This window comes from Pseudomonas sp. 18175 (assembly GCF_050432925.1).
In the GTDB taxonomy this organism is placed as follows: Bacteria; Pseudomonadota; Gammaproteobacteria; order Pseudomonadales; family Pseudomonadaceae; genus Aquipseudomonas.
In genome coordinates this window covers 33,361-52,915 of the sequence record NZ_JBKFTO010000017.1, presented here as the reverse complement: position 1 = coordinate 52,915, position 19,555 = coordinate 33,361, and the positions used below count along the sequence as shown (strand labels likewise).

Genomic DNA, 19,555 nt, shown 5'->3' with positions numbered 1-19,555 from the left:
TTGGTGGCTGACAGGCCCTCATCGGGAGCAAGCCCCCTCCCACATTTGACTGTGGTGAACCAGGGTTACTTGGGATAACCGGCCCGCTTCATTTCCCGCTCGGTGCTGGTCTGCGCGGCGGTCAAGGCTTGATCCACCGTCTGTTGACCGGTCAATGCGGCCGAGAACAGCTTGCCCACCGAGGTCCCAATCGCCTGGAACTCAGGAATGGTCACCAACTGAATGCCGACATACGGCACCGACTTGAGCGTCGGCTTGGTCGGGTCCGCCACTTTGAGCGATTCCAGCGTCACCTTGGCAAACGGTGCGGCCTTCATGTACTCGTCGCTATAGGTGGATTTGCGCGTGCCTGGCGGGACGTTGGCCACGCCGTCGGTCTTGGCCACCAGCGCGCCATATTCCTTGGACGTTGCCCAACTGGTGAACACCTTGGCGGCGTCCTTGGCCTTGGAACTGGTGGGGATCGCCAGGCTCCAGGAGTACAGCCACGAGGTGCCCTTGTCGGTCTTCTCGTGCGGGGCAAAGGTGAAGCCTACGTGGTCAGCCACTTTGCTTTGGGTCTTGTCGGTGACAAACGAGCCGGCCACGCTGGCATCCACCCAGATAGCGCATTTACCGCTGTTGAACAGTGCCAAGTTCTCGTTGAAACCGTTGCTGGAGGCACCCGGCGGGCCGGATTTCTTCATGTTGTCGACGTAGAAGCTCAGCGCGTCCTTCCATTCCTGGCCATTGAATTCCGGTTGCCACTTCTCATCGAACCAGCGCGCACCGTAGCCGTTGGCCAAGGTGGTGATCAGCGCCATGTTCTCACCCCAACCGGCTTTGCCACGCAGGCACAGGCCGTACTGCTCTTTGCTCTTGTCGGTGAGTTTGCTGGCGAACTCGCCGATCTGCGTCCAGGTCGGGTGCTCAGGCATGGTCAGCCCGGCGTCCTTGAACAAGTCGGTGCGGTAATAGGTGATCGAGCTTTCGGCGTAGAACGGCAGGGCGTACAACGAGCCCTTGACGGACAAACCGTCACGCACCGAAGGGAATACATCATCGAGGTCGTAGGACGCTGGCAGATCCTTCATCGGCTCCAGCCAACCCTTGGCGCCCCACAGTGCGGCTTCGTACATGCCGATGGTCAACACATCGAACTGCCCGCCTTGGGTAGCAATGTCGGTGGTCAGGCGTTGGCGCAGCACGTTTTCTTCGAGCACCACCCAGTTCAGCTTGATCTCCGGATGCTCGGCCTCGAAGGTTTTCGAGAGCTTCTGCATACGGATCATGTCGCTGTTGTTGACGGTGGCAATGGTCAGGGTCTGCGCGCCAAGGCTGACGGCGCTGAGGGTCATGCAGGTCATCATGCAGGTAGAGACAAGCAGGGCTTTTGCTGTGAACTTCATCGCGCACTCCATTTCCGCGCCCAGGGGCTACAGAAGGACAGTTATTGTTGTTGTGTCTTCCTACAAGGAGTCAGGAAGAGTGTGCGGTTGATTACAGCCTTGAAATGGCGGTGTGACAAATCCTTGGGCGCACTGGGACTGATACTTTTTTGCACTCACTTAGAGTGTTTCACCGTAGGCGCTTGCTCGCGTCGGGTGCTACCTATGACGCGGCATACTAGGACCAACATGCTTCGGCCGACTCCAAACGTATATTTATCGTGACTGCTGATCTTGCAGGTGAGGAGCAGGGCTGCAGAAACAGAGCGTAGCGCGAGTGCGCTACGCTCTGGTCGGTTGTCGATACCGGTTATGTTAATTTCCAATCGGTTGGGATAGTTTTTTTACATCCTCAATCGACCAGTTTTGCTTCTTGAGATTGTCCGGGTTGAAAGTCGACGTCCCATATATCGGCTTTGACGGAGTGCCATAGTGGAGGTGACTGGTCCCAATCGGGCCGGTTTTCAGGAGCTTGCGCATCCCTGCCTTCATTTTGTTTTTAGAGTCGAAAATGGCAAGGCCGAAGTTCGGCTCGTAGAAGAACCATATGGGTTTTTTTATTTTGGCTGGGTCGATCCTTACGCCTGCAGTCATTGCGTGTCCGTCTTCACTGACTAACCAAGCAGTTGTCTCCTTTGCCTCACTCATTTTTTTAACGATGCCGTCAAATGGGACAAGGGCTCCGCCATTGCCATGAAGCGTGTTATTGAACATCATCGTATTTTCGAGTTTCTCAATATTGTTTAGAAACTTTGCATTCTCGACGACGCTCGGTTTTGCTGCGGCAATAGCCAAATTATCAAGCAATGTATTTTCGGAGCCCTCCATTATCGCCATAGCCATTGCGGTAGAAAGCCCGGCACACTCGCCAGGGGAGTAGATGCGTGTTAGGGCAAGATGAAACGACTGGGGCATTGGGCGAACGGTCGCGCCAACTGAATTCATCTCGCGCATGAAAGCTTCGGACACCCGTTGAAAGTGATCCAGTTCTATTATTTCTATTTGTCGAAACAGACTGCCTATCTGTTCAGCATTGAAATTGGAATGGGCAATCAGTTTTCGGATGGATGCCGCTCCCATATTGGGAGTGTAACCTTCTATGTTGCCAAGAGTGAGGGCGTCGTATCCTTTTTGATAGTTCGCTTCTTTACGAGCCTCAATCACTTTATTCTCAAATGTTTTCATCAGGGCTTGTTCGGCCTCTATTTCTGCGGGCAGCTTCCCAAATAATGGGTTCTTGTTGAGCCCTTCCGGCACGAACCCTTCCAGCACCGCGCCCTCAGCCTCTAAAGTCCTGGCGTTATAGGCATACCATCCGTCGTCTTTATACATCGCGCTAACCTTGATTGGGTTTCGGGCGCCAGCGCTCGAGATGAATCCGTCAGCCACATTTTCCGGCGTCGTAACTTCGCCACCAAAGCCTTGCAGGCGGCGGGCCGTATTAATGGACTCAGAGGTGCTGGCGGCGCTCATATCCCTGAGCGCAATACTTTCAGTCTCTTTAGCCCCAAACTTCTCGATAAACCCCTCAGCGACCTTGGCAGCCCCCCAAGACGCCGCAGTTTTTGCCAGCCCCCACAACTTGCCCGCGCCCTCTGTGGCGATCATGATCGCAGCATCAATGGCAAGGTCTACTGCCGCCTTCGCAAACTGACCGTGATAAAGGTCTTCCAAGCTGCTGGTGCCCGGCAAGGAATGCCAAAGTGCCTTGAAGAAATCACTGGGTTCTGTCGCTGTTTCAAGCGTATTGCTGGACCAATTGCGATGAAGGTTCACAAACTCGGCTTTGTTCAGGTAGGTCGAGTCGATCATAGCGTTGGCCAGTTTCGATAGCCTGCCACTCACGTAGTTGGGGGATAACGCGTCATTTTCTTTGTGGGCCGGGAAGGAGACTTCCAGCGGCCACGGTTCATTGTTGTCATCCAGAAGGCGTCGCTCGGTACTGCGCAATACTACGTCCGATTTAACCCCGGTTTTGGGTTCAGTGCCGCTTTTGAAAGCCTCGGCGTCGATGTCGAGGCTGACTTTCTGGCCCCGTGGCGTGGCGGGGTCAATGTCGGCAATCCTTACAATCTGGCCCCACGTTGGGTAGACCGCAAAATCTCTTCTCACCCCGTTGTAGACCGACGTGATCACCATGCCACTGCCAGCGCCTTCAACATTTAAAAACTCGACGTCGCCATAGAGCAGGCTCTTGTGTTCCTCTACCGGTAGCTTTTTGAGCATGTCCTCGAACAGAGTCCTGGTATGACGTCTGCGCAGGTTGAAATCTTCTTTTATGGCTTTGTCGAATTCTTCGTTGATAACCGGAAAGCCAGGCTCTTTGGCTTTTTTACGCAGGCTGTCGAAGTCCACATGACTGCCTTCCTGCATCCAGCTTTCATCCAGCCTGCCTGCTTCATAGATTTCTACGAGGCTATAGTGGTCACCGCTGATTACACCCGCGAATTCGTTTTCCAGCATAAATCGTTTTTCATAATCAATATCCGGCCCCAACTTCTCTTTTAGCACCTTAAGCGCCATGTCCCTTCTGTTGGGCGCTTCGGCCGTACTCAGCCAACGCACAGCCTCGGCCGTACGATTGGTCTGTGCCTGGAGTTTTTGTTGGCTGTCTTTCAACTGTTGCAGGGTGTAGGTGTTCTTATTGACCTTATTATTGAGGGCGGCCCAATCCAGCAACGGGTTCATCTGTGCGTAGCTTTTTATCTGCGCTTCCAGTGCTGAAATGGGTTGGATGTTGTAATTACCCATCACTTGCTGGTAAGTCATGCTCGCGGTGGCGCCAGGGGCCTTCCATTCAATTTGGTTAACCGCCGCCGTAAAGTTGAACCACTCGGGGGAGCCGAGGGTTACTTTTTTCGGTACATCCTTGACCAGCAGGTGCGGCCCCGCCCCTGACAACAGCAAGTGCGAAACCACAGGTGCAAGGTGGGAAGGAATGTTTTTGTTGGCAGTCAGGTGTTGGTTAAACCGATCATGGATAAAGAGCGTGCTGCGCCCGGCATTGTCGTTGCCCGCTAAGTCTGTACCGGCCAGGGTCTTATGTTGCGTTCCGGCCGTTGGATCAAGCTCCAGCACCAATGCGGTCAAAAGCCATTGCTTCAGGCTGGTTGGGGTTGAAGCGCCCTGCATTTTGGTTTGCAACTGGGTGGCCAGTTCAATCGCTTTGTCGCTGGTAAGCAGTTGTTCCAGCGCTTTTTCGGGAGCGTTACTGAGATCAGTAACGTTGCTTGCGAGGTAATTGAGGAGAGTGTTATTGGCGCCAATGACGCTCTTCACGAATTCGGCCACTTTGCTGCGCTGGGTGTTACTCAACGGCAGTTGCGTTGACAGGAAACCCCATAGATTGCCCAAAGGCGGAGGCTGTGGGACCTGGGCCTGCAAGGCTGCCAGCAAGTTGTCGTTGTCTGCTTTCGACTGTATTGGGTACCAGCCATTGTGCGAGAGGAACGCGGCGACGGTCGTCACGCTCTTGGGGTGGTGAGTTGAGTCCGGGTCTACCACAAAGCGGCTAAGGTTGCTTTTTGCACTCCAGTTTTTCATCAAGCGGATCAACTGATAGCGGTCGTTGCTATCACCCAGTGCGGTTTTCTGTCGGTCCAGCCTACTCACGGTTTTTTGTGGTTCGTCCGACTGTGTGGGGAACTGTTGGGTACGCCCCATCAACGCCATCTGTTGGTTGAATACTGTGCTGCCGGGAGCATCGCTGAGGCCATATAAATTGGCTATCCATGGGTATGGCAGGCCACTGATAGCGGTATGCGGCAATGGGATGGTTTGTCCCGCTTTCGCGAATTGACTCGCGGCGTTCAACACGTGTGTGAGCGCATCAAAGTATTTGGGGTGTTTTTGCGCAAAGTCGGTGTCGGTGAAGCGCTGGTCAACGCCCTTGACCTTGCCGATCAGCGCATTGTCAGTGGGGTCATAGCGCAGGGAGGTCAGGTCAATATTCTGTTCGCGTGCCCACGCGGTAAAACCACGGCCCTTGAGGGCTTTGTTGAGGTAGTCCAGACAGTGGCCCGGCAGGCTCATGGGGGGGATCGGCTGGATGATTTTCGAGGTGATCTGGTCCGGATGGGTTTGCAGCTCAAGCATTGCACTTTGCACAGTGGTTGCCATTTCACTCTCGGCGCGTGCAAAGACCTCATCCGGGTTTTTTTGAATGTCCACTGGCGTTGGGAGGTTGGCTTTGACAGCGGCGCCCAGCGTTTCAAGTGGCGAGAGCGTCAGTGGCGTACCGATCAGTTGTCGTATCACCGCTTGTTGACGCTGCCTTACGGCGATGGAATCCGGATCGGTGGGTGCTGCACCGACCAGCGCTTTGAATCCTTGGTTTTGATTCATCTCGTCGATACGCCCCAGGGTGGACGCGAGTTGGCGAGTAACGTCCAGCGCTTGGTGAGGACTTGGCTCGTTGTAAAAATCCAGGACTTTATACAGGGGTGCGGACGTGCTGTCGGGGTAAGTCACATCATCCCTGGAGCCGGCGGCCATCAGTTGCACCGCCTCTTTTATCTCGTTCCAGACCTCGTACCAGCCGGACACATCGTTCAAGGTGAACGTGGTGTTGACGCCCTTCACTGTCCCCATCATTTCACCGCTGACGGGGTTGATGCGCATGCTGGTGGGATCGACGTTGTTCTCTTGGGTAAAGGTGCTGGATGTTTTGCCGTTCAGCGCTTTCAACAGATATTCGCCCGTCTGAACGTAGCTTGAATATTTAGGCAGGTCTTCCAGGTTGACCGATGTTTGGTAGTCACTGGTTTCTGGCAGCAGTTTCATCATCCCGCGGCTGGCCAACTGTGCCATTGCCTGATCGGCTTGCTGAACCTTCTGCTCCACTGTCGAGGGTGCAATTTTTTCCAGAATAGGGAGCAACGCTGACGACGGTAAAGCTGCGATGCGTTGGCGCGCCTCGCTTTGTTTTTGTTTGATCGGCGCGTCGAGCGGGTCTGAGCTGCTTAAGGTGTCAAAACTTCCATCGCGCAAGAGTTGGCCGGCGGTTGAAAGCATGCTGTTGCGATCAAGGCCAACCACTGAAAGCGCATAGTATCCGGCGATGTTGTAAGCCGAAGCATGTTCGCGACCATAGAACGAGACTGCCGGATAAGCCTTGCTTTTCAACTTTTTTGCAGCTGCTAAAACGGCAGCCGAAACGGCTGACCACTCGGGGTGGTCGTGTGCGAAAAAACGGGCATGGCGTCCGTCTTTTGCGTTCTCGTATAGACCTCCAGTCTCGCTAATGAGCAGCTGTGTAATATCAATCAACTTGGCCTCGGCAAACGACTTAAAAGGCTCCGATTCCAGCGTGTCTGCAAGCTCAGACCAGGCCTGGCCAAAGGTGGACGTCGGCGGGACGGCGAGCTTGTCGGGCGCGTCGATAGTTTGGCTATTCTCGGAGGCGAGTTGACGACGGACCAAGGCAATACCAAGACTTACCGCTAGCTGCCCGTCACCCTGCTTAACCAAGGCGTCGGCGAACTGGCGAGCCGACGCTTTGAAAGGGTCAGGCTCAACGACTGGGTTCTGTAAGTCTCGACGTGTGCGCAACAAGACAGGACGGAGTTTGGACGCGCTGGGTGGCTGGCTTCCGACCGTTTCCAGATTCGGCGGTGTGTTGGTTTTTTGTGGGGTATGTGTGGTGTAGCTGGGTGTGGCGGTGTGAACGAAGTGCTGCGGAACATTGATCATGGCGACGCCCCTTTTACCTGCGTGTCGGAAAGAACCATCTTTCGAATGAAACCGTGAAAGTGGCGACGCTGAGTGGCATAGGGGGAGATGCCGTTCCTTTAGCGATGGGTAAGGGCGCAGGCGTTTTACCGATATTTTTATTCAATGTGTTTGAGGGCAGCAGAAGTCAAGTCAGGTTCTGCTCCGTGAGCCGCTGCACCACCAGACGCCGGTAGTGGGAAGGTGTCATGCCCTTGAGCTGCTGGAAACGCCGGTTGAAGTTCGAGATGTTGTTAAATCCCGACTCAAAACACACATCCGTCACCGCTTTATCACCGTCCGCCAGCAACTCGCACGACTTGCTGATCCGCAGCCGATTGACGAACTCGATAAACGTGCGCCCCGTGGCTTGTTTAAATACCCGCGAGAAATACGTCGGCTTCATGCCCAGGTAGTCCGCCACCTCTTCCAGAGGCAGTTCCCGCGCGTAGTGGGCAAAGATGTAGTCCACCGCACGGTTGGTGCGGTCGATGCTGTGCTCATCGGCCAACTGCGGCGTGGTCACGCCCGACAGCAGTTGGTAGTCCTCACAGGCGCTCAACACTTCCAGCAGGATAAAAAAGTGCCCCAGGCGCGCCATGCCCTGGGCGTCCTCGATGCGCTGCATCAGGGTCATGGCCTGGGCGATGGTCTTTTTGCAGCGGAATTCGATGCCGTATTGCGCCCGTTCCAGTAGTGGGGCCAGGGTCTTGAGTTCGGTGAAGACCTGGCTGCCGCCCTCGAACAGGTCATCGGTGAAGTTCACCAGCATGTCGCGCTTGGGCACCACCTCGTCCTCTTCGACCTGGCTGATCCAGTTGTGGGGCAGGTTGGGCCCGGTGAGAAACAGGCTTTCCGGGTAGAAGTTGCCGATGTAGTCGCCGATAAACACCTTGCCGGAACTGGCCACGATCAGGTGCAGTTCGTATTCCTTGTGGAAATGCCAGCGCACCAGCGGGCAGGGGAAACCGTGCTGGCGATAGATGATGGACAGGCCGTTGTGGTCGTCCATCAGCTCGTAGGAAGGATCGGTGATGCGCGCTGCTCGGGTCATGTTGCCGTCGCTTTATTGTTGGGGTGCGAGCCGAATAATGCCCCTATGTGCGCGACGCTGCCAGCACCGCTGTTTACACGTTGCGGTTTTTCGCCTCGATCCACTGGGACATGTACTGGGTACTTTTATGCGCGTGATGGCGCAGCATGCTGCCGGTGAAGTTGTCGCGGCGGTGGTCGGCCAGGTTAGCGCGGCATTGCTCAAGGCATGCCAGCAGTGCCGGGCCGTGCAGGTCTTGGGCGTAACGGCGGGCGAGCAACTGGCGGCCGTCTTCCTGGGCCTGGGTCCAGCGCTCGCGGTCTTGATACAGCGCCACGGCGGCTGCGGCCAAGCGCTCGGCGCTTTGCTCGATGGCACCCGGCCACGGCTGTTCATCACCCATGGCCTCCGCGCCAATCGGCGTGGTGATGTTTGGCGTACCGCAGAGCATGGCATCGGCCAGCTTGCCCTTGATCCCGGCGCCAAACCGCAGAGGGGCCAGGCAGATGCGTGCGGCGCTCATCACTTGCAGCGCATCTTCGGCCCAGTTCATCACATGGAAACCTTGCGCCGGGTTATGCAGTGCGGTGGCCTTGGGCGGTGTGTAGGCGCCGTAGATGTGCAACTGGGCGCCCGGTAATTGTTGGCGAATCAGTGGCCACAGGCTGTTCTTCATCCATAGCACCGCATCCCAGTTGGGCGCGTGGCGGAAGTTGCCGATGCTGAGGAAATGCGCACGGTCTTCATACGGGGTGAATGCTTCGGTTGGCGGCGCCATCATCAAAGGGCACCAGTGGAGCAGGGCGGCGGGCACCTTGAATTGCTCGGTGAGCAGGCGGATCTCCACGTCGGAGATCATCAGGCTGATGTCACAGCGGTAAATCGCGGCGATCTCGCGCTTGGCCAGGTCGGTGCCGGCCATCAATTGGAATTCTTCTGCCAGTGCCGGTGCGAACAAGGCAGTGAAGTCGTCGCTGTCGGGATGGGCCTTGAGCCTGTCTTTGAGGCGCTGGTGACGGGCGTCGCGCAGGCTTTGCAGGTCAGAGGTTTCCAGCACGCGCAGGGCGTTGGGGCAGCATTTCTCGACGCGCCAGCCGAACTGTTCTTCCATCATGAAGCGGTCGAACAGCACGATGTCCGGGGCCAGTTCGCGAATAAAGTCGTCGAAACTGCTGTTATTAAGCTCGATGGCACATTCGGCGATGCCCAAAGCTTGAAGGTCGGCCTTGTGCTCGCCGAGGGCGGCGGGGCTGCTAAAGGTGATTTCCCAATTTTGCGTAAGAAAAGTCTCCAGTATCTGCATCATGTGTCCGCCGGCGGCCGAGGAGCGAGGCTCGGGCCAGACGTATCCAATGACCAGAACTCGGGTGGCAGGCTGATTCATCAACAACAGTTTCCTTGGAGAGGTTGCGCAAAGCGCGCAATTAAACCACAACGGGGCGGGATGACAATTTGTGTCTGGCGGTAGGTAGTCACACCACTTTGTGGTTAACTTCCGCCTCTCGAATTCGTTTCAATAAACCCAGCATAAGGATTCCGTTCATGGCTCAAGTCACCCTCCGTGGTAACCCTGTCCAGGTTGAAGGCGAACTGCCACAAACCGGCACCCAGGCTCCTGAGTTCACCCTGACCGCCGGCGACCTGTCGGACGCAACCCTGGCCACTTTCGCCGGCAAGCGCAAAGTGCTGAACATCTTCCCAAGTGTCGACACTCCGACCTGCGCGACTTCGGTGCGCAAGTTCAACGCCCAGGCCAACGAGCTGAACAACGCCGTTGTACTGTGCATCTCCACCGACCTGCCGTTCGCCCAAGCCCGTTTCTGCGGCGCCGAAGGCTTGGAAAACGTGAAGAACCTGTCGGACTTCCGCAGCGCCGCTTTCGCTGTTGACTACGGCGTAGCTATCGCTGACGGCCCACTCAAAGGCCTGACCGCCCGTGCCGTGGTGGTACTGGACGAAAACGACAACGTGCTGCACAGCGAACTGGTCAGCGAGATCGGCCAAGAGCCGAACTACGAAGCCGCCCTGGCTGTTTTGAAGTAATTGATTCGGCGCGTTACTGTCGCTTGGCAGTAACACGTGTGCTACATGATTGCGGCCTGGCCTAGTCCAGGCCGTTTTCATTTAAGGGTCAAACGCTTAGCTGAATTAGCCAATGGACTAAAGTCAGTCGTTAAAAGTTGTAAGCCCAAGGTAAATAGCCGGTAAAGGCGCTTTTCTAAATGCGCCACAGTGCTTATCTTTCAGCCTCCCAAAGAAGAAGCTCTCGCGCCCAATGGTTGATCAATCCATGCAATCGTCCCCCCGTAAGTCCCGCCGCTGGCTGTTTGGCCTGCTTGTGCTGCTGGTTATCGCCGGCCTGTGCTGGAAATTCTGGCCTGCCAGCCACAAGGACAGCGCCGAGCAGAAACCCGCTGGGCGTGCCGGCAAGTCGGGGATGATGCGCCCGGGCTTCGGCGGTTCCACAGGCCCTATTCCGGTGCGCGTGGCGCCGGCGGTACAAGGGGAATTCCCGGTGTACTACAAGGCCTTGGGCACTGTAACCGCGCTCAACACCATCAATGTGCGCAGCCGGGTGGGCGGCGAGTTGGTAAAGATCGCCTTTGAAGAAGGGCAAATGGTCAAGGCTGGCGACCTGTTGGCCGAGATCGACCCGCGCAGCTATCAGAACGCCTTGCTTCAAGCTCAGGGGACGCTGCTGCAAAACCAGGCGCAGTTGAAAAACGCCCAGGTTGACGTCGAGCGTTATCGCGGCCTTTACGCCCAGGATAGTATCGCCAAGCAGACCCTGGACACCGCCGAAGCGCTGGTCTTGCAATACCAGGGCACGGTCAAGACCAACCAGGGCGCGGTGGACGACGCCAAGCTCAACCTCGAATTCACCAAGATCCGCGCACCGATTGGTGGCCGCGTGGGCTTGCGCCAGGTCGACGTGGGCAACCTGGTGGCGGCCAACGACACCACCTTCATCGCCGTGATTACCCAGACCCAGCCGATCAACGTGGTCTTCACCCTGCCGGAAAACACCCTCGACACCGTTCTTAGCCGCTACCACGCCGGTAATAAGCTGCCGGTGGAAGCCTGGGACCGTGGCGACGTGAAAAAACAGGCGGTCGGCGTGCTGCAAAGTCTCGACAACCAGATCGACGTGACCACCGGCACCCTGAAATTCAAAGGTCGTTTCGATAACAAGGACCAGGCCTTGTTCCCCAACCAGTTCGTCAACGTGCACTTGCTGGCCGACACCCTGCACAACGTGGTGTTGGCGCCGTCCGCCGCGATCCAGTTCGGCAACACGGGCACCTTTGTCTACAAGCTCGATGGCGACAAGAAGGTCAAGGTCCAGCCCCTGGTGGTCGGTGACACCGATGGTGACAACACCGTGATCAAGGAAGGCCTGGTCGCCGGCGACCGTGTGGTGCTGGAAGGCACCGACCGCTTGAAGGACGGCAGCGAGATCGAAGTGGTCAACGACAGCAGTGAAGTCCTGACCACCCCGACTGAACACCTGCAAGGCAAGCCCGCCGCCAAAGGGGAGACCGGCGCCAGCGCCGGCAAGGCGCAAAAGGTCGGTTCATGAACCTGTCGCGGCTGTTTATCCTTCGCCCGGTCGCCACCACGCTGAGCATGCTGGCCATTGTCCTGGCCGGCATCATCGCCTATCGCTTGCTGCCGGTGTCGGCCTTGCCCCAGGTGGACTACCCGACTATCCGGGTGATGACCCTCTACCCTGGTGCCAGCCCGGACGTGATGACCAGCGCAGTCACCGCGCCACTGGAGCGCCAGTTCGGGCAAATGCCCGGCCTGACGCAGATGGCGTCTACCAGCTCAGGCGGCGCCTCGGTGCTCACCCTGCGTTTCAACCTCGATATCAATATGGACGTCGCCGAGCAGCAGGTGCAGGCCGCGATCAACGCCGCCACCAACCTGCTGCCCAAGGACCTGCCGGCGCCGCCGGTGTACAACAAGGTCAACCCGGCGGATACCCCGGTGCTGACCCTGGCCATCACCTCCAAGACCATGTTGCTGCCCAAGCTCAATGACCTGGTCGACACGCGCATGGCGCAGAAAATCGCCCAGATCAGCGGCGTCGGCATGGTCAGCATCGCCGGTGGCCAGCGCCAGGCCGTGCGCATCAAGGTCAACCCCGAGGCCCTCGCCGCCAACGGCTTGAACCTGTCGGACGTGCGCACCCTGATCGCCGCCTCCAACGTCAACCAGCCCAAGGGCAACTTTGACGGCCCCACCCGCGTGTCGATGCTCGACGCCAATGACCAGTTGGTCTCGCCCCAGCAATACGCCGAATTGATCCTGGCCTACAACAACGGCGCACCGCTGCGCCTCAAGGATGTGGCCCAGATCGTCGACGGTGCCGAGAACGAACGCCTCGCTGCCTGGGCCAATGAAAACCAGGCCGTGTTGCTGAACATTCAGCGCCAGCCGGGCGCCAACGTGATCGAAGTGGTCGACCGCATCAAGGCGCTGCTACCCAGCATCACCGACAACCTGCCGGCCGGCCTGGACGTAACGGTGCTCACCGACCGTACCCAGACCATCCGCGCCTCGGTTACCGATGTGCAACACGAATTGCTGATCGCCATTGCCCTGGTGGTGATGGTGACCTTCCTGTTCCTGCGCCGGGTCAGCGCTACGATCATCCCGTCCATCGCCGTGCCGCTGTCGCTGGTGGGCACCTTTGGCGTGATGTACCTGGCGGGGTTCTCCATCAACAACCTGACGCTGATGGCCCTGACCATCGCCACCGGTTTTGTGGTGGACGATGCCATCGTGATGCTGGAGAACATCTCCCGCTATATCGAGGAGGGCGAGACGCCGATGGCGGCCGCGCTCAAGGGCGCCAAGCAGATTGGTTTCACCCTGGTGTCCTTGACCCTGTCGCTGATCGCGGTACTGATCCCGCTGCTGTTCATGGCCGATGTGGTAGGGCGCCTGTTTCGTGAATTCGCCATCACCCTGGCGGTGGCGATCCTGATCTCCCTCGTGGTGTCCCTGACCCTCACGCCGATGATGTGCGCGCGGTTGCTCAAGCGTGAACCCAAGGAAGAGGAACAAGGCCGTTTCTACAAGGCCAGCGGTGCCTGGATCGATTGGTTGATCGAAGCCTACGGGCGCAAGTTGCAGTGGGTGCTCAAGCACCAGCCGCTGACCCTGCTGGTGGCCATCGCCACCCTGGGCCTGACCGTGTTCCTGTACCTGGTGGTGCCCAAGGGCTTTTTCCCGGTGCAGGACACCGGAGTTATCCAAGGCATTTCCGAGGCGCCGCAGTCCATCTCCTTTGCCGCCATGAGCCAGCGTCAGCAGGAGTTGGCCAAGATCATCCTGGCCGACCCCGCCGTGGAGAGCCTGTCTTCCTATATTGGTGTGGATGGCGATAACGCCACCCTCAATAGCGGCCGCTTGCTGATCAACCTCAAACCCCATGGCGAGCGCGACTTGAGCGCGGCCCAGGTAATCACCCGCCTGCAACCGGAAATCGACAAGCTGGTGGGCATCCGTCTGTTTATGCAACCGGTGCAGGATTTAACCATCGAAGACCGCGTAAGCCGCACCCAGTACCAGTTCAGCATGTCCTCGCCGGACGCCGATCTGCTGGCGCTGTGGAGCGACAAACTGGTGCATGCCCTCAGCCAGTTGCCGGAACTCACCGATGTGGCCAGCGACCTGCAGGACAAAGGCCTGCAAGTGTTCCTGGTGATCGACCGCGATGCAGCCTCGCGCCTGGGGGTGAGTGTGTCGACCATCACCGACGCGCTGTACGATGCCTTCGGCCAGCGGCAGATCTCCACCATCTACACCCAGGCCAGCCAATACCGCGTGGTGTTGCAGGCCCAGTCCGGGGAAACCCTCGGCCCGGCGGCCCTGAACCAGATCCACGTGAAAACCACCGATGGCGGCCAGGTACGCCTGTCCAGCCTCGCCCGTGTCGAACAACGCCAGGCCCAATTGGCGATTGCCCATATCGGCCAGTTCCCGGCGGTGATGATGTCGTTCAACCTGGCCCCCGGCGTGGCGCTGGGCAAAGGCGTGGACCTGATCAACCAGACCCAGAAAGACATCGGCATGCCGGTGGGGGTGCAGACCCAGTTCCAAGGCGCCGCCCAGGCATTCGAGGCGTCGCTGTCGAGCACCTTGCTGCTGATTCTGGCGGCGGTGGTGACCATGTACATCGTGCTGGGGGTGCTCTACGAGAGCTACATCCACCCGATCACCATTCTGTCCACCTTGCCATCCGCTGCCGTGGGGGCCTTGCTGGCCTTGCTGATCAGCGGCAATGACCTGGGGATGATCGCGATCATCGGCATCATCTTGCTGATCGGTATCGTGAAAAAGAACGCGATCATGATGATCGACTTTGCCCTCGACGCCGAACGCAACCAAGGCCTGGACCCGCAGACCGCGATTTATCAGGCGGCGCTGCTGCGTTTCCGGCCAATCCTGATGACCACCCTGGCCGCGTTGTTCGGTGCGGTGCCGTTGATGCTGGCCACCGGTTCTGGCGCTGAGCTGCGCCAACCCTTGGGCCTGGTGATGGTCGGCGGTTTGCTGGTGAGCCAGGTCTTGACCCTGTTCACCACGCCGGTGATCTACCTGTACTTCGACCGCCTTGGCCGCCGCTGGCGCAAAGAGCCGCAAAGCCTGGAGCCGGTTGAGTCATGAACCTGTCCGGACCTTTCATTCGCCGGCCGGTAGCCACCATGCTGCTGAGCCTGGCGATCATGTTGCTGGGCGGCGTGAGCTTCAACCTGTTGCCGGTATCGCCACTGCCGCAGATCGACTTCCCGGTGATCGTGGTATCGGCCAGCCTGCCCGGCGCCAGCCCCGAGGTGATGGCGTCTACGGTGGCCACGCCGCTGGAGCGCTCGTTCGGTGCGATTGCTGGCATTACCACCATGAGCAGTTCGTCGAGCCAGGGCTCGACGCGGGTGATCCTGGCGTTCGACTCCGACCGCGACATCAACGGCGCGGCGCGGGAAGTGCAGGCGGCGATCAACGCCTCGCGCAACCTGTTGCCCAGCGGCATGCGCAGCATGCCCACCTACAAGAAGATCAACCCGTCCCAGGCGCCGATCATGGTGCTGTCGCTGACTTCGGATGTGCTGCAAAAGGGCCAGCTGTATGACCTGGCCTCGACCATCCTGTCCCAAAGCCTGTCCCAAGTGCCGGGGGTGGGCGAGGTGCAGATTGGCGGCAGCTCCCTGCCGGCGGTACGGATTGAACTGGAACCCAAGGCCCTCGACCAATACGGCGTGGCCCTGGACGATGTGCGTAACACCATTGCCAACGCCAACCAGCGCCGACCGAAAGGCTCGCTGGAAGACAGTGAGCGCAACTGGCAGATCCAGGCCAACGACCAGTTGGAAAAAGCCAAGGACTACGAGCCGCTGCTGATTCGCTACCAGAACGGCGCAGCGCTGCGCCTGGGGGATGTGGCCAAGATCAGCGACGGTGTAGAAGACCGCTACAACAGTGGTTTCTTCAACAATGAGCCCGCGGTGCTGCTGGTGATCAACCGCCAGTCTGGTGCCAACATCATCGAGACCGTCAGGCAGATCAAGGCACAGTTACCAGCGTTGCAGGCGGTGCTGCCGTCCAGCGTCAAGCTCAACCTGGCGATGGACCGCTCGCCGGTGATCACCGCGACCCTGCATGAAGCCGAGATGACCTTGCTGATTGCCGTAGCCCTGGTGATCCTGGTGGTGTACCTGTTCCTCGGCAACTTCCGCGCCTCGCTGATCCCGACGCTGGCCGTGCCGGTGTCGCTGGTGGGGACGTTCGCGGTGATGTACCTGTTTGGCTTTTCGCTGAACAACTTCTCGCTGATGGCGTTGATCTTGGCTACCGGCTTGGTGGTCGACGACGCCATCGTGGTGCTGGAGAACATTTCCCGCCACATCGACGACGGCGTGCCGCCGATGAGGGCGGCGTACCTGGGGGCCCAGGAAGTCGGCTTTACCTTGCTGTCGATGAACGTGTCGCTGGTGGCGGTGTTCCTGTCCATCCTGTTTATGGGCGGGATCGTCACCAACCTGTTTCGCGAGTTTTCCATCACCTTGTCAGCGGCGATCATAGTTTCGCTGGTGGTCTCGCTGACCTTGACCCCCATGCTCTGCGCCCGCTGGCTCAAGCCCCACATCAAAGGCCGGATGACCGGTTTGCAGCGCTGGAGCCAGACCCTCAACGACCGCATGGTATCCCGCTACGCCACCAGCCTGGACTGGGTGCTGCGCCATCGCCGCCTGACGCTGCTCAGCCTGTTGATCACGGTGGGTGTGAACATCGCACTCTACGTGGTCGTGCCGAAAACCTTCATGCCGCAACAGGACACCGGCCAGTTGATCGGTTTTGTGCGCGGCGACGATGGCCTGTCGTTCAATGTGATGCAGCCGAAGATGGAGACGTTTCGCGTCGCCGTGCTCAAGGACCCGGCGGTACAGAGCGTGGCCGGCTTTATCGGCGGCAACAACGGCACCAACAACGCCGTGATGCTGGTGCGCCTCAAGCCTATCAGCGAGCGCAAGGTTTCGGCCCAGGCGGTGATCGAGCGGCTGCGCAAGGACGTGCCGCTGGTACCGGGTGGGCGCTTGTTCCTGATGGCCGACCAGGATCTGCAATTTGGCGGCAGCCGCGACCAGACCAGCGCGCAATATTCCTACATCCTGCAAAGTGGCGACTTGGCCGCGTTGCGCCTGTGGTATCCCAAGGTCGTTGCGGCTTTGCGCGAACTGCCAGAGCTCACGGCCATCGATGCCCGTGAAGGCCGCGGTGCGGCGCAGGTCACGCTGGTGGTTGACCGCGACCAGGCCAAGCGCCTGGGCATCGACATGAGCATGGTCACCGCGGTGCTCAACAACGCCTACAGCCAGCGGCAGATTTCCACCATCTATGACAGCCTCAACCAGTACCAGGTGGTGATGGAGGTCAACCCCAAATACGCCCAGGACCCCATCACCCTCAACCAGATGCAGGTGATCACCGCCGATGGCGCGCGGGTGCCACTGTCGACCATCGCCCATTATGAGAACAGTTTGGCCGATGACCGGGTCAGCCATGAAGGCCAGTTCGCTTCGGAAAACATCGCCTTCGACATGGCGCCCGGCGTCACGGTGGAGCAGGGCACGGCCGCCATCGAGCGGGCGATTGCCAAGGTGGGGCTGCCGGAAGATGTGATCGCCAAGATGGCCGGCACCGCCGACGCGTTCGCGGCGACCCAGAAGGGCCAGCCGTTCATGATTCTCGGCGCGTTGGTGGCGGTGTACCTGGTGTTGGGTATTTTGTATGAAAGCTATATCCACCCGCTGACCATCCTCTCCACCTTGCCCTCGGCGGGTGTGGGCGCGTTGCTGTCGATCTACCTGACGGGTGGCGAGTTCAGCCTGATTTCGTTGCTTGGCTTATTCCTGCTGATTGGTGTGGTCAAGAAAAATGCCATCTTGATGATCGACTTGGCCTTGCAGCTGGAACGTAACGACGGCATGGGCCCACTGGAGTCGATTCGCAGTGCGTGCCTGCTGCGCTTGCGGCCGATCTTGATGACTACCCTGGCGGCTATCCTGGGTGCCTTGCCCTTGCTGCTGGGCACGGGCGATGGTGCCGAAATGCGTCGCCCCCTGGGCCTGACCATCATCGGCGGCCTGGTGTTCAGCCAGATCCTGACCCTTTACACCACCCCGGTGGTTTACCTTTATCTCGACCGCGCGCGCCATCGCTTCAATGCTTGGCGCGGCGTGCGGACCGATGCTGCCCTGGACACTGCGCTATGACCGATTCAACAAACATCAAGGGTGGGAAGCTGTTGATGCTGCTGCTGTGCGGCACATTGCTCAGTGCCTGTGCCATTGGCCCAGACTATAAGCGCCCGTCAGTCGCCGAGCCGGTGCAATTCAAGCAAGCCCAAGGCTGGCGCCAGGCTGCTCCCAGCGATTCCCTGGCCCGTGGCGCCTGGTGGGAACTGTACGGTGACCCGCAGCTCAATGACCTGGTCGTACGCCTGAACACCTCCAACCAGACCGTGGCCCAGGCCGAAGCGCGTTTTCGCCAAGCCCAGTCTCAGGTACGCAGTGCGCGCGGCGCATTCTTCCCCACGGTGGACCTGAGCGCGGGCAAGACCCGCGCCAGCCAAGGCACTGGCAGCAGCAACGCGAGCCTCAGCAGCTCCAGCAGCGGTATCCGCGACACCCTGAACGCACAACTGGGCGTGAGCTGGGAGGCGGACATCTGGGGCAAGTTGCGCCGTGGCCTGGAAGCCAATGAAGCCAGCGCCCAAGCCAGTTCGGCAGACCTGGCGGCGATGCGCCTGAGCCAGCAATCGGAACTGGTGCAGGACTACCTGCAGCTGCGGGTCATGGACGAACAGACCCGCCTGCTGCAAGCCACCCTCGACGCCTACCAGCGCTCGCTGACCATGACCGAAAACCAGTACCGCGCCGGTGTTTCGGGCAAGGATGCCGTGGCCCAGGCGCAAACCCAGCTCAAATCCACCCAGGCCAGCCTGATCGACTTGATCTGGCAGCGCGCCCAGTTGGAAAACGCGATTGCCGTGCTGATCGGCGAAGCCCCGGCCAACTTCAACCTGGCGGTGAGCAAGAGCATTCCTGCATTGCCGCAGATTCCGGTCAGCGTGCCGTCGCAATGGCTGGAACGTCGCCCGGACATCGCCTCGGCTGAGCGCTCGGTGATCGCCGCCAACGCCAATATTGGTGTCGCCAAGGCCGCGTATTACCCGGACTTGAGCCTGAGCCTGGCCGGCGGTTATTCCAGCAGCACCTATGCCGACTGGATCAGCCTGCCAAACCGTTTCTGGTCGGTGGGGCCGAAACTGGCGATGACGCTATTCGACGGCGGCCAGCGCTCTGCGGAAGTTGACCGCAGCGTGGCCAGCTACGACGAGACCGTGGCTAAGTACCGCCAGACCGTGCTGGATGGGTTCCGCGAAGTGGAAAACTACATGGTGCAACTCAAGGTGCTGGAAGACGAGGCGGTGGTCAGCAACGAAGCGCTGGACGCTGCGCGTGAATCCCTGCGCCTCACGGAGAACCAATACAAGGCCGGGCTGATCGCCTACCTGGATGTGGTCACCGTGCAAGCCACGGCGCTGAGCAATGAGCGTACGGTGTTGACGCTATTGCAGACCCGGCTGGTGGCGAGTGTGCAGTTGATTGCAGCGCTGGGCGGCGGCTGGGACGGGCAGACGCCTGTAAGCACGGACTGAATACGGACTGAATGTGTACGGGCCAGTTGTGGTGGGCAAGCCCGCTCACCACAACAACCCTGATCACCACAACAATCCCTGCCACCCCAATAATCCTGCTCACCACAGAGGCAATCACACTCCCACATTCGGATCCAATAGGCTTCGGTTAGCCTG

General features: G+C 59.0%; 9 protein-coding genes. 5 read left to right on the top strand and 4 right to left on the bottom strand.

Annotated elements, in window-relative coordinates; all coding sequences use genetic code 11:
* Nucleotides 1-65 precede the first annotated feature (65 nt).
* From ACLD1Y_RS21760 to ACLD1Y_RS21745, 4 genes are all read right to left on the bottom strand, one after another.
* Nucleotides 66-1,349 carry an ABC transporter substrate-binding protein gene (locus ACLD1Y_RS21760; protein ID WP_429479941.1) on the bottom strand — a complete coding sequence of 428 codons (1,284 nt, stop codon included), beginning with the start codon at nt 1,347-1,349 and terminating at the stop codon, nt 66-68.
* Between the two features lie 393 nt (nt 1,350-1,742).
* Nucleotides 1,743-7,118: a hypothetical protein gene (locus tag ACLD1Y_RS21755; RefSeq protein ID WP_429479870.1), complete on the bottom strand. Its 5,376-nt coding sequence runs from the start codon at nt 7,116-7,118 to the stop codon at nt 1,743-1,745.
* A gap of 166 nt (nt 7,119-7,284) precedes the next feature.
* Nucleotides 7,285-8,190, bottom strand: coding sequence for a helix-turn-helix domain-containing protein (locus ACLD1Y_RS21750; RefSeq protein ID WP_429479869.1), 906 nt, complete (start codon nt 8,188-8,190; stop codon nt 7,285-7,287).
* Nucleotides 8,191-8,263: 73 nt separating this feature from the next.
* Nucleotides 8,264-9,553 carry a glycosyltransferase gene (locus tag ACLD1Y_RS21745; RefSeq protein ID WP_429479868.1) on the bottom strand — a complete coding sequence of 430 codons (1,290 nt, stop codon included), beginning with the start codon at nt 9,551-9,553 and terminating at the stop codon, nt 8,264-8,266.
* A 158-nt stretch (nt 9,554-9,711) separates the two neighbouring features.
* On the opposite strand from ACLD1Y_RS21745, the gene tpx reads away from it, so the two are divergent.
* The 5 genes from tpx (at nt 9,712) to ACLD1Y_RS21720 (ending at nt 19,399) form a co-directional block, all read left to right on the top strand.
* Nucleotides 9,712-10,212 (top strand): thiol peroxidase, encoded by a 501-nt coding sequence (gene tpx / locus ACLD1Y_RS21740; protein ID WP_429479867.1) that lies wholly within the window; start codon nt 9,712-9,714, stop codon nt 10,210-10,212.
* Nucleotides 10,213-10,444: 232 nt separating this feature from the next.
* Nucleotides 10,445-11,749, top strand: coding sequence for an MdtA/MuxA family multidrug efflux RND transporter periplasmic adaptor subunit (locus ACLD1Y_RS21735; protein ID WP_429479866.1), 1,305 nt, complete (start codon nt 10,445-10,447; stop codon nt 11,747-11,749).
* Nucleotides 11,746-14,847, top strand: a complete 3,102-nt coding sequence (locus ACLD1Y_RS21730) for an MdtB/MuxB family multidrug efflux RND transporter permease subunit (protein WP_429479865.1) — start codon at nt 11,746-11,748, stop codon at nt 14,845-14,847. The genes ACLD1Y_RS21735 and ACLD1Y_RS21730 overlap by 4 nt, the downstream gene beginning before the upstream one ends.
* Nucleotides 14,844-17,951 (top strand): efflux RND transporter permease subunit, encoded by a 3,108-nt coding sequence (locus ACLD1Y_RS21725; protein ID WP_429479864.1) that lies wholly within the window; start codon nt 14,844-14,846, stop codon nt 17,949-17,951. Before ACLD1Y_RS21730 ends, ACLD1Y_RS21725 begins: the two co-directional genes overlap by 4 nt.
* Nucleotides 17,948-19,399, top strand: a complete 1,452-nt coding sequence (locus ACLD1Y_RS21720) for an efflux transporter outer membrane subunit (protein WP_429479863.1) — start codon at nt 17,948-17,950, stop codon at nt 19,397-19,399. The genes ACLD1Y_RS21725 and ACLD1Y_RS21720 overlap by 4 nt, the downstream gene beginning before the upstream one ends.
* The last annotated feature ends 156 nt before the right edge of the window (nt 19,400-19,555 follow it).

What these genes read in the sequence shown, in the direction of transcription:
- ACLD1Y_RS21730 (WP_429479865.1), top strand. Translation starts at nt 11,746, where the DNA reads ATGAACCTGTCGCGGCTGTTTATCCTTCGCCCGGTCGCCACCACGCTG.
- ACLD1Y_RS21745 (WP_429479868.1), bottom strand. Translation starts at nt 9,553, where the DNA reads ATGAATCAGCCTGCCACCCGAGTTCTGGTCATTGGATACGTCTGGCCC.
- ACLD1Y_RS21755 (WP_429479870.1), bottom strand. Translation starts at nt 7,118, where the DNA reads ATGATCAATGTTCCGCAGCACTTCGTTCACACCGCCACACCCAGCTAC.
- tpx (WP_429479867.1), top strand. Translation starts at nt 9,712, where the DNA reads ATGGCTCAAGTCACCCTCCGTGGTAACCCTGTCCAGGTTGAAGGCGAA.
- ACLD1Y_RS21720 (WP_429479863.1), top strand. Translation starts at nt 17,948, where the DNA reads ATGACCGATTCAACAAACATCAAGGGTGGGAAGCTGTTGATGCTGCTG.
- ACLD1Y_RS21760 (WP_429479941.1), bottom strand. Translation starts at nt 1,349, where the DNA reads ATGATGACCTGCATGACCCTCAGCGCCGTCAGCCTTGGCGCGCAGACC.
- ACLD1Y_RS21750 (WP_429479869.1), bottom strand. Translation starts at nt 8,190, where the DNA reads ATGACCCGAGCAGCGCGCATCACCGATCCTTCCTACGAGCTGATGGAC.
- ACLD1Y_RS21735 (WP_429479866.1), top strand. Translation starts at nt 10,445, where the DNA reads ATGGTTGATCAATCCATGCAATCGTCCCCCCGTAAGTCCCGCCGCTGG.
- ACLD1Y_RS21725 (WP_429479864.1), top strand. Translation starts at nt 14,844, where the DNA reads ATGAACCTGTCCGGACCTTTCATTCGCCGGCCGGTAGCCACCATGCTG.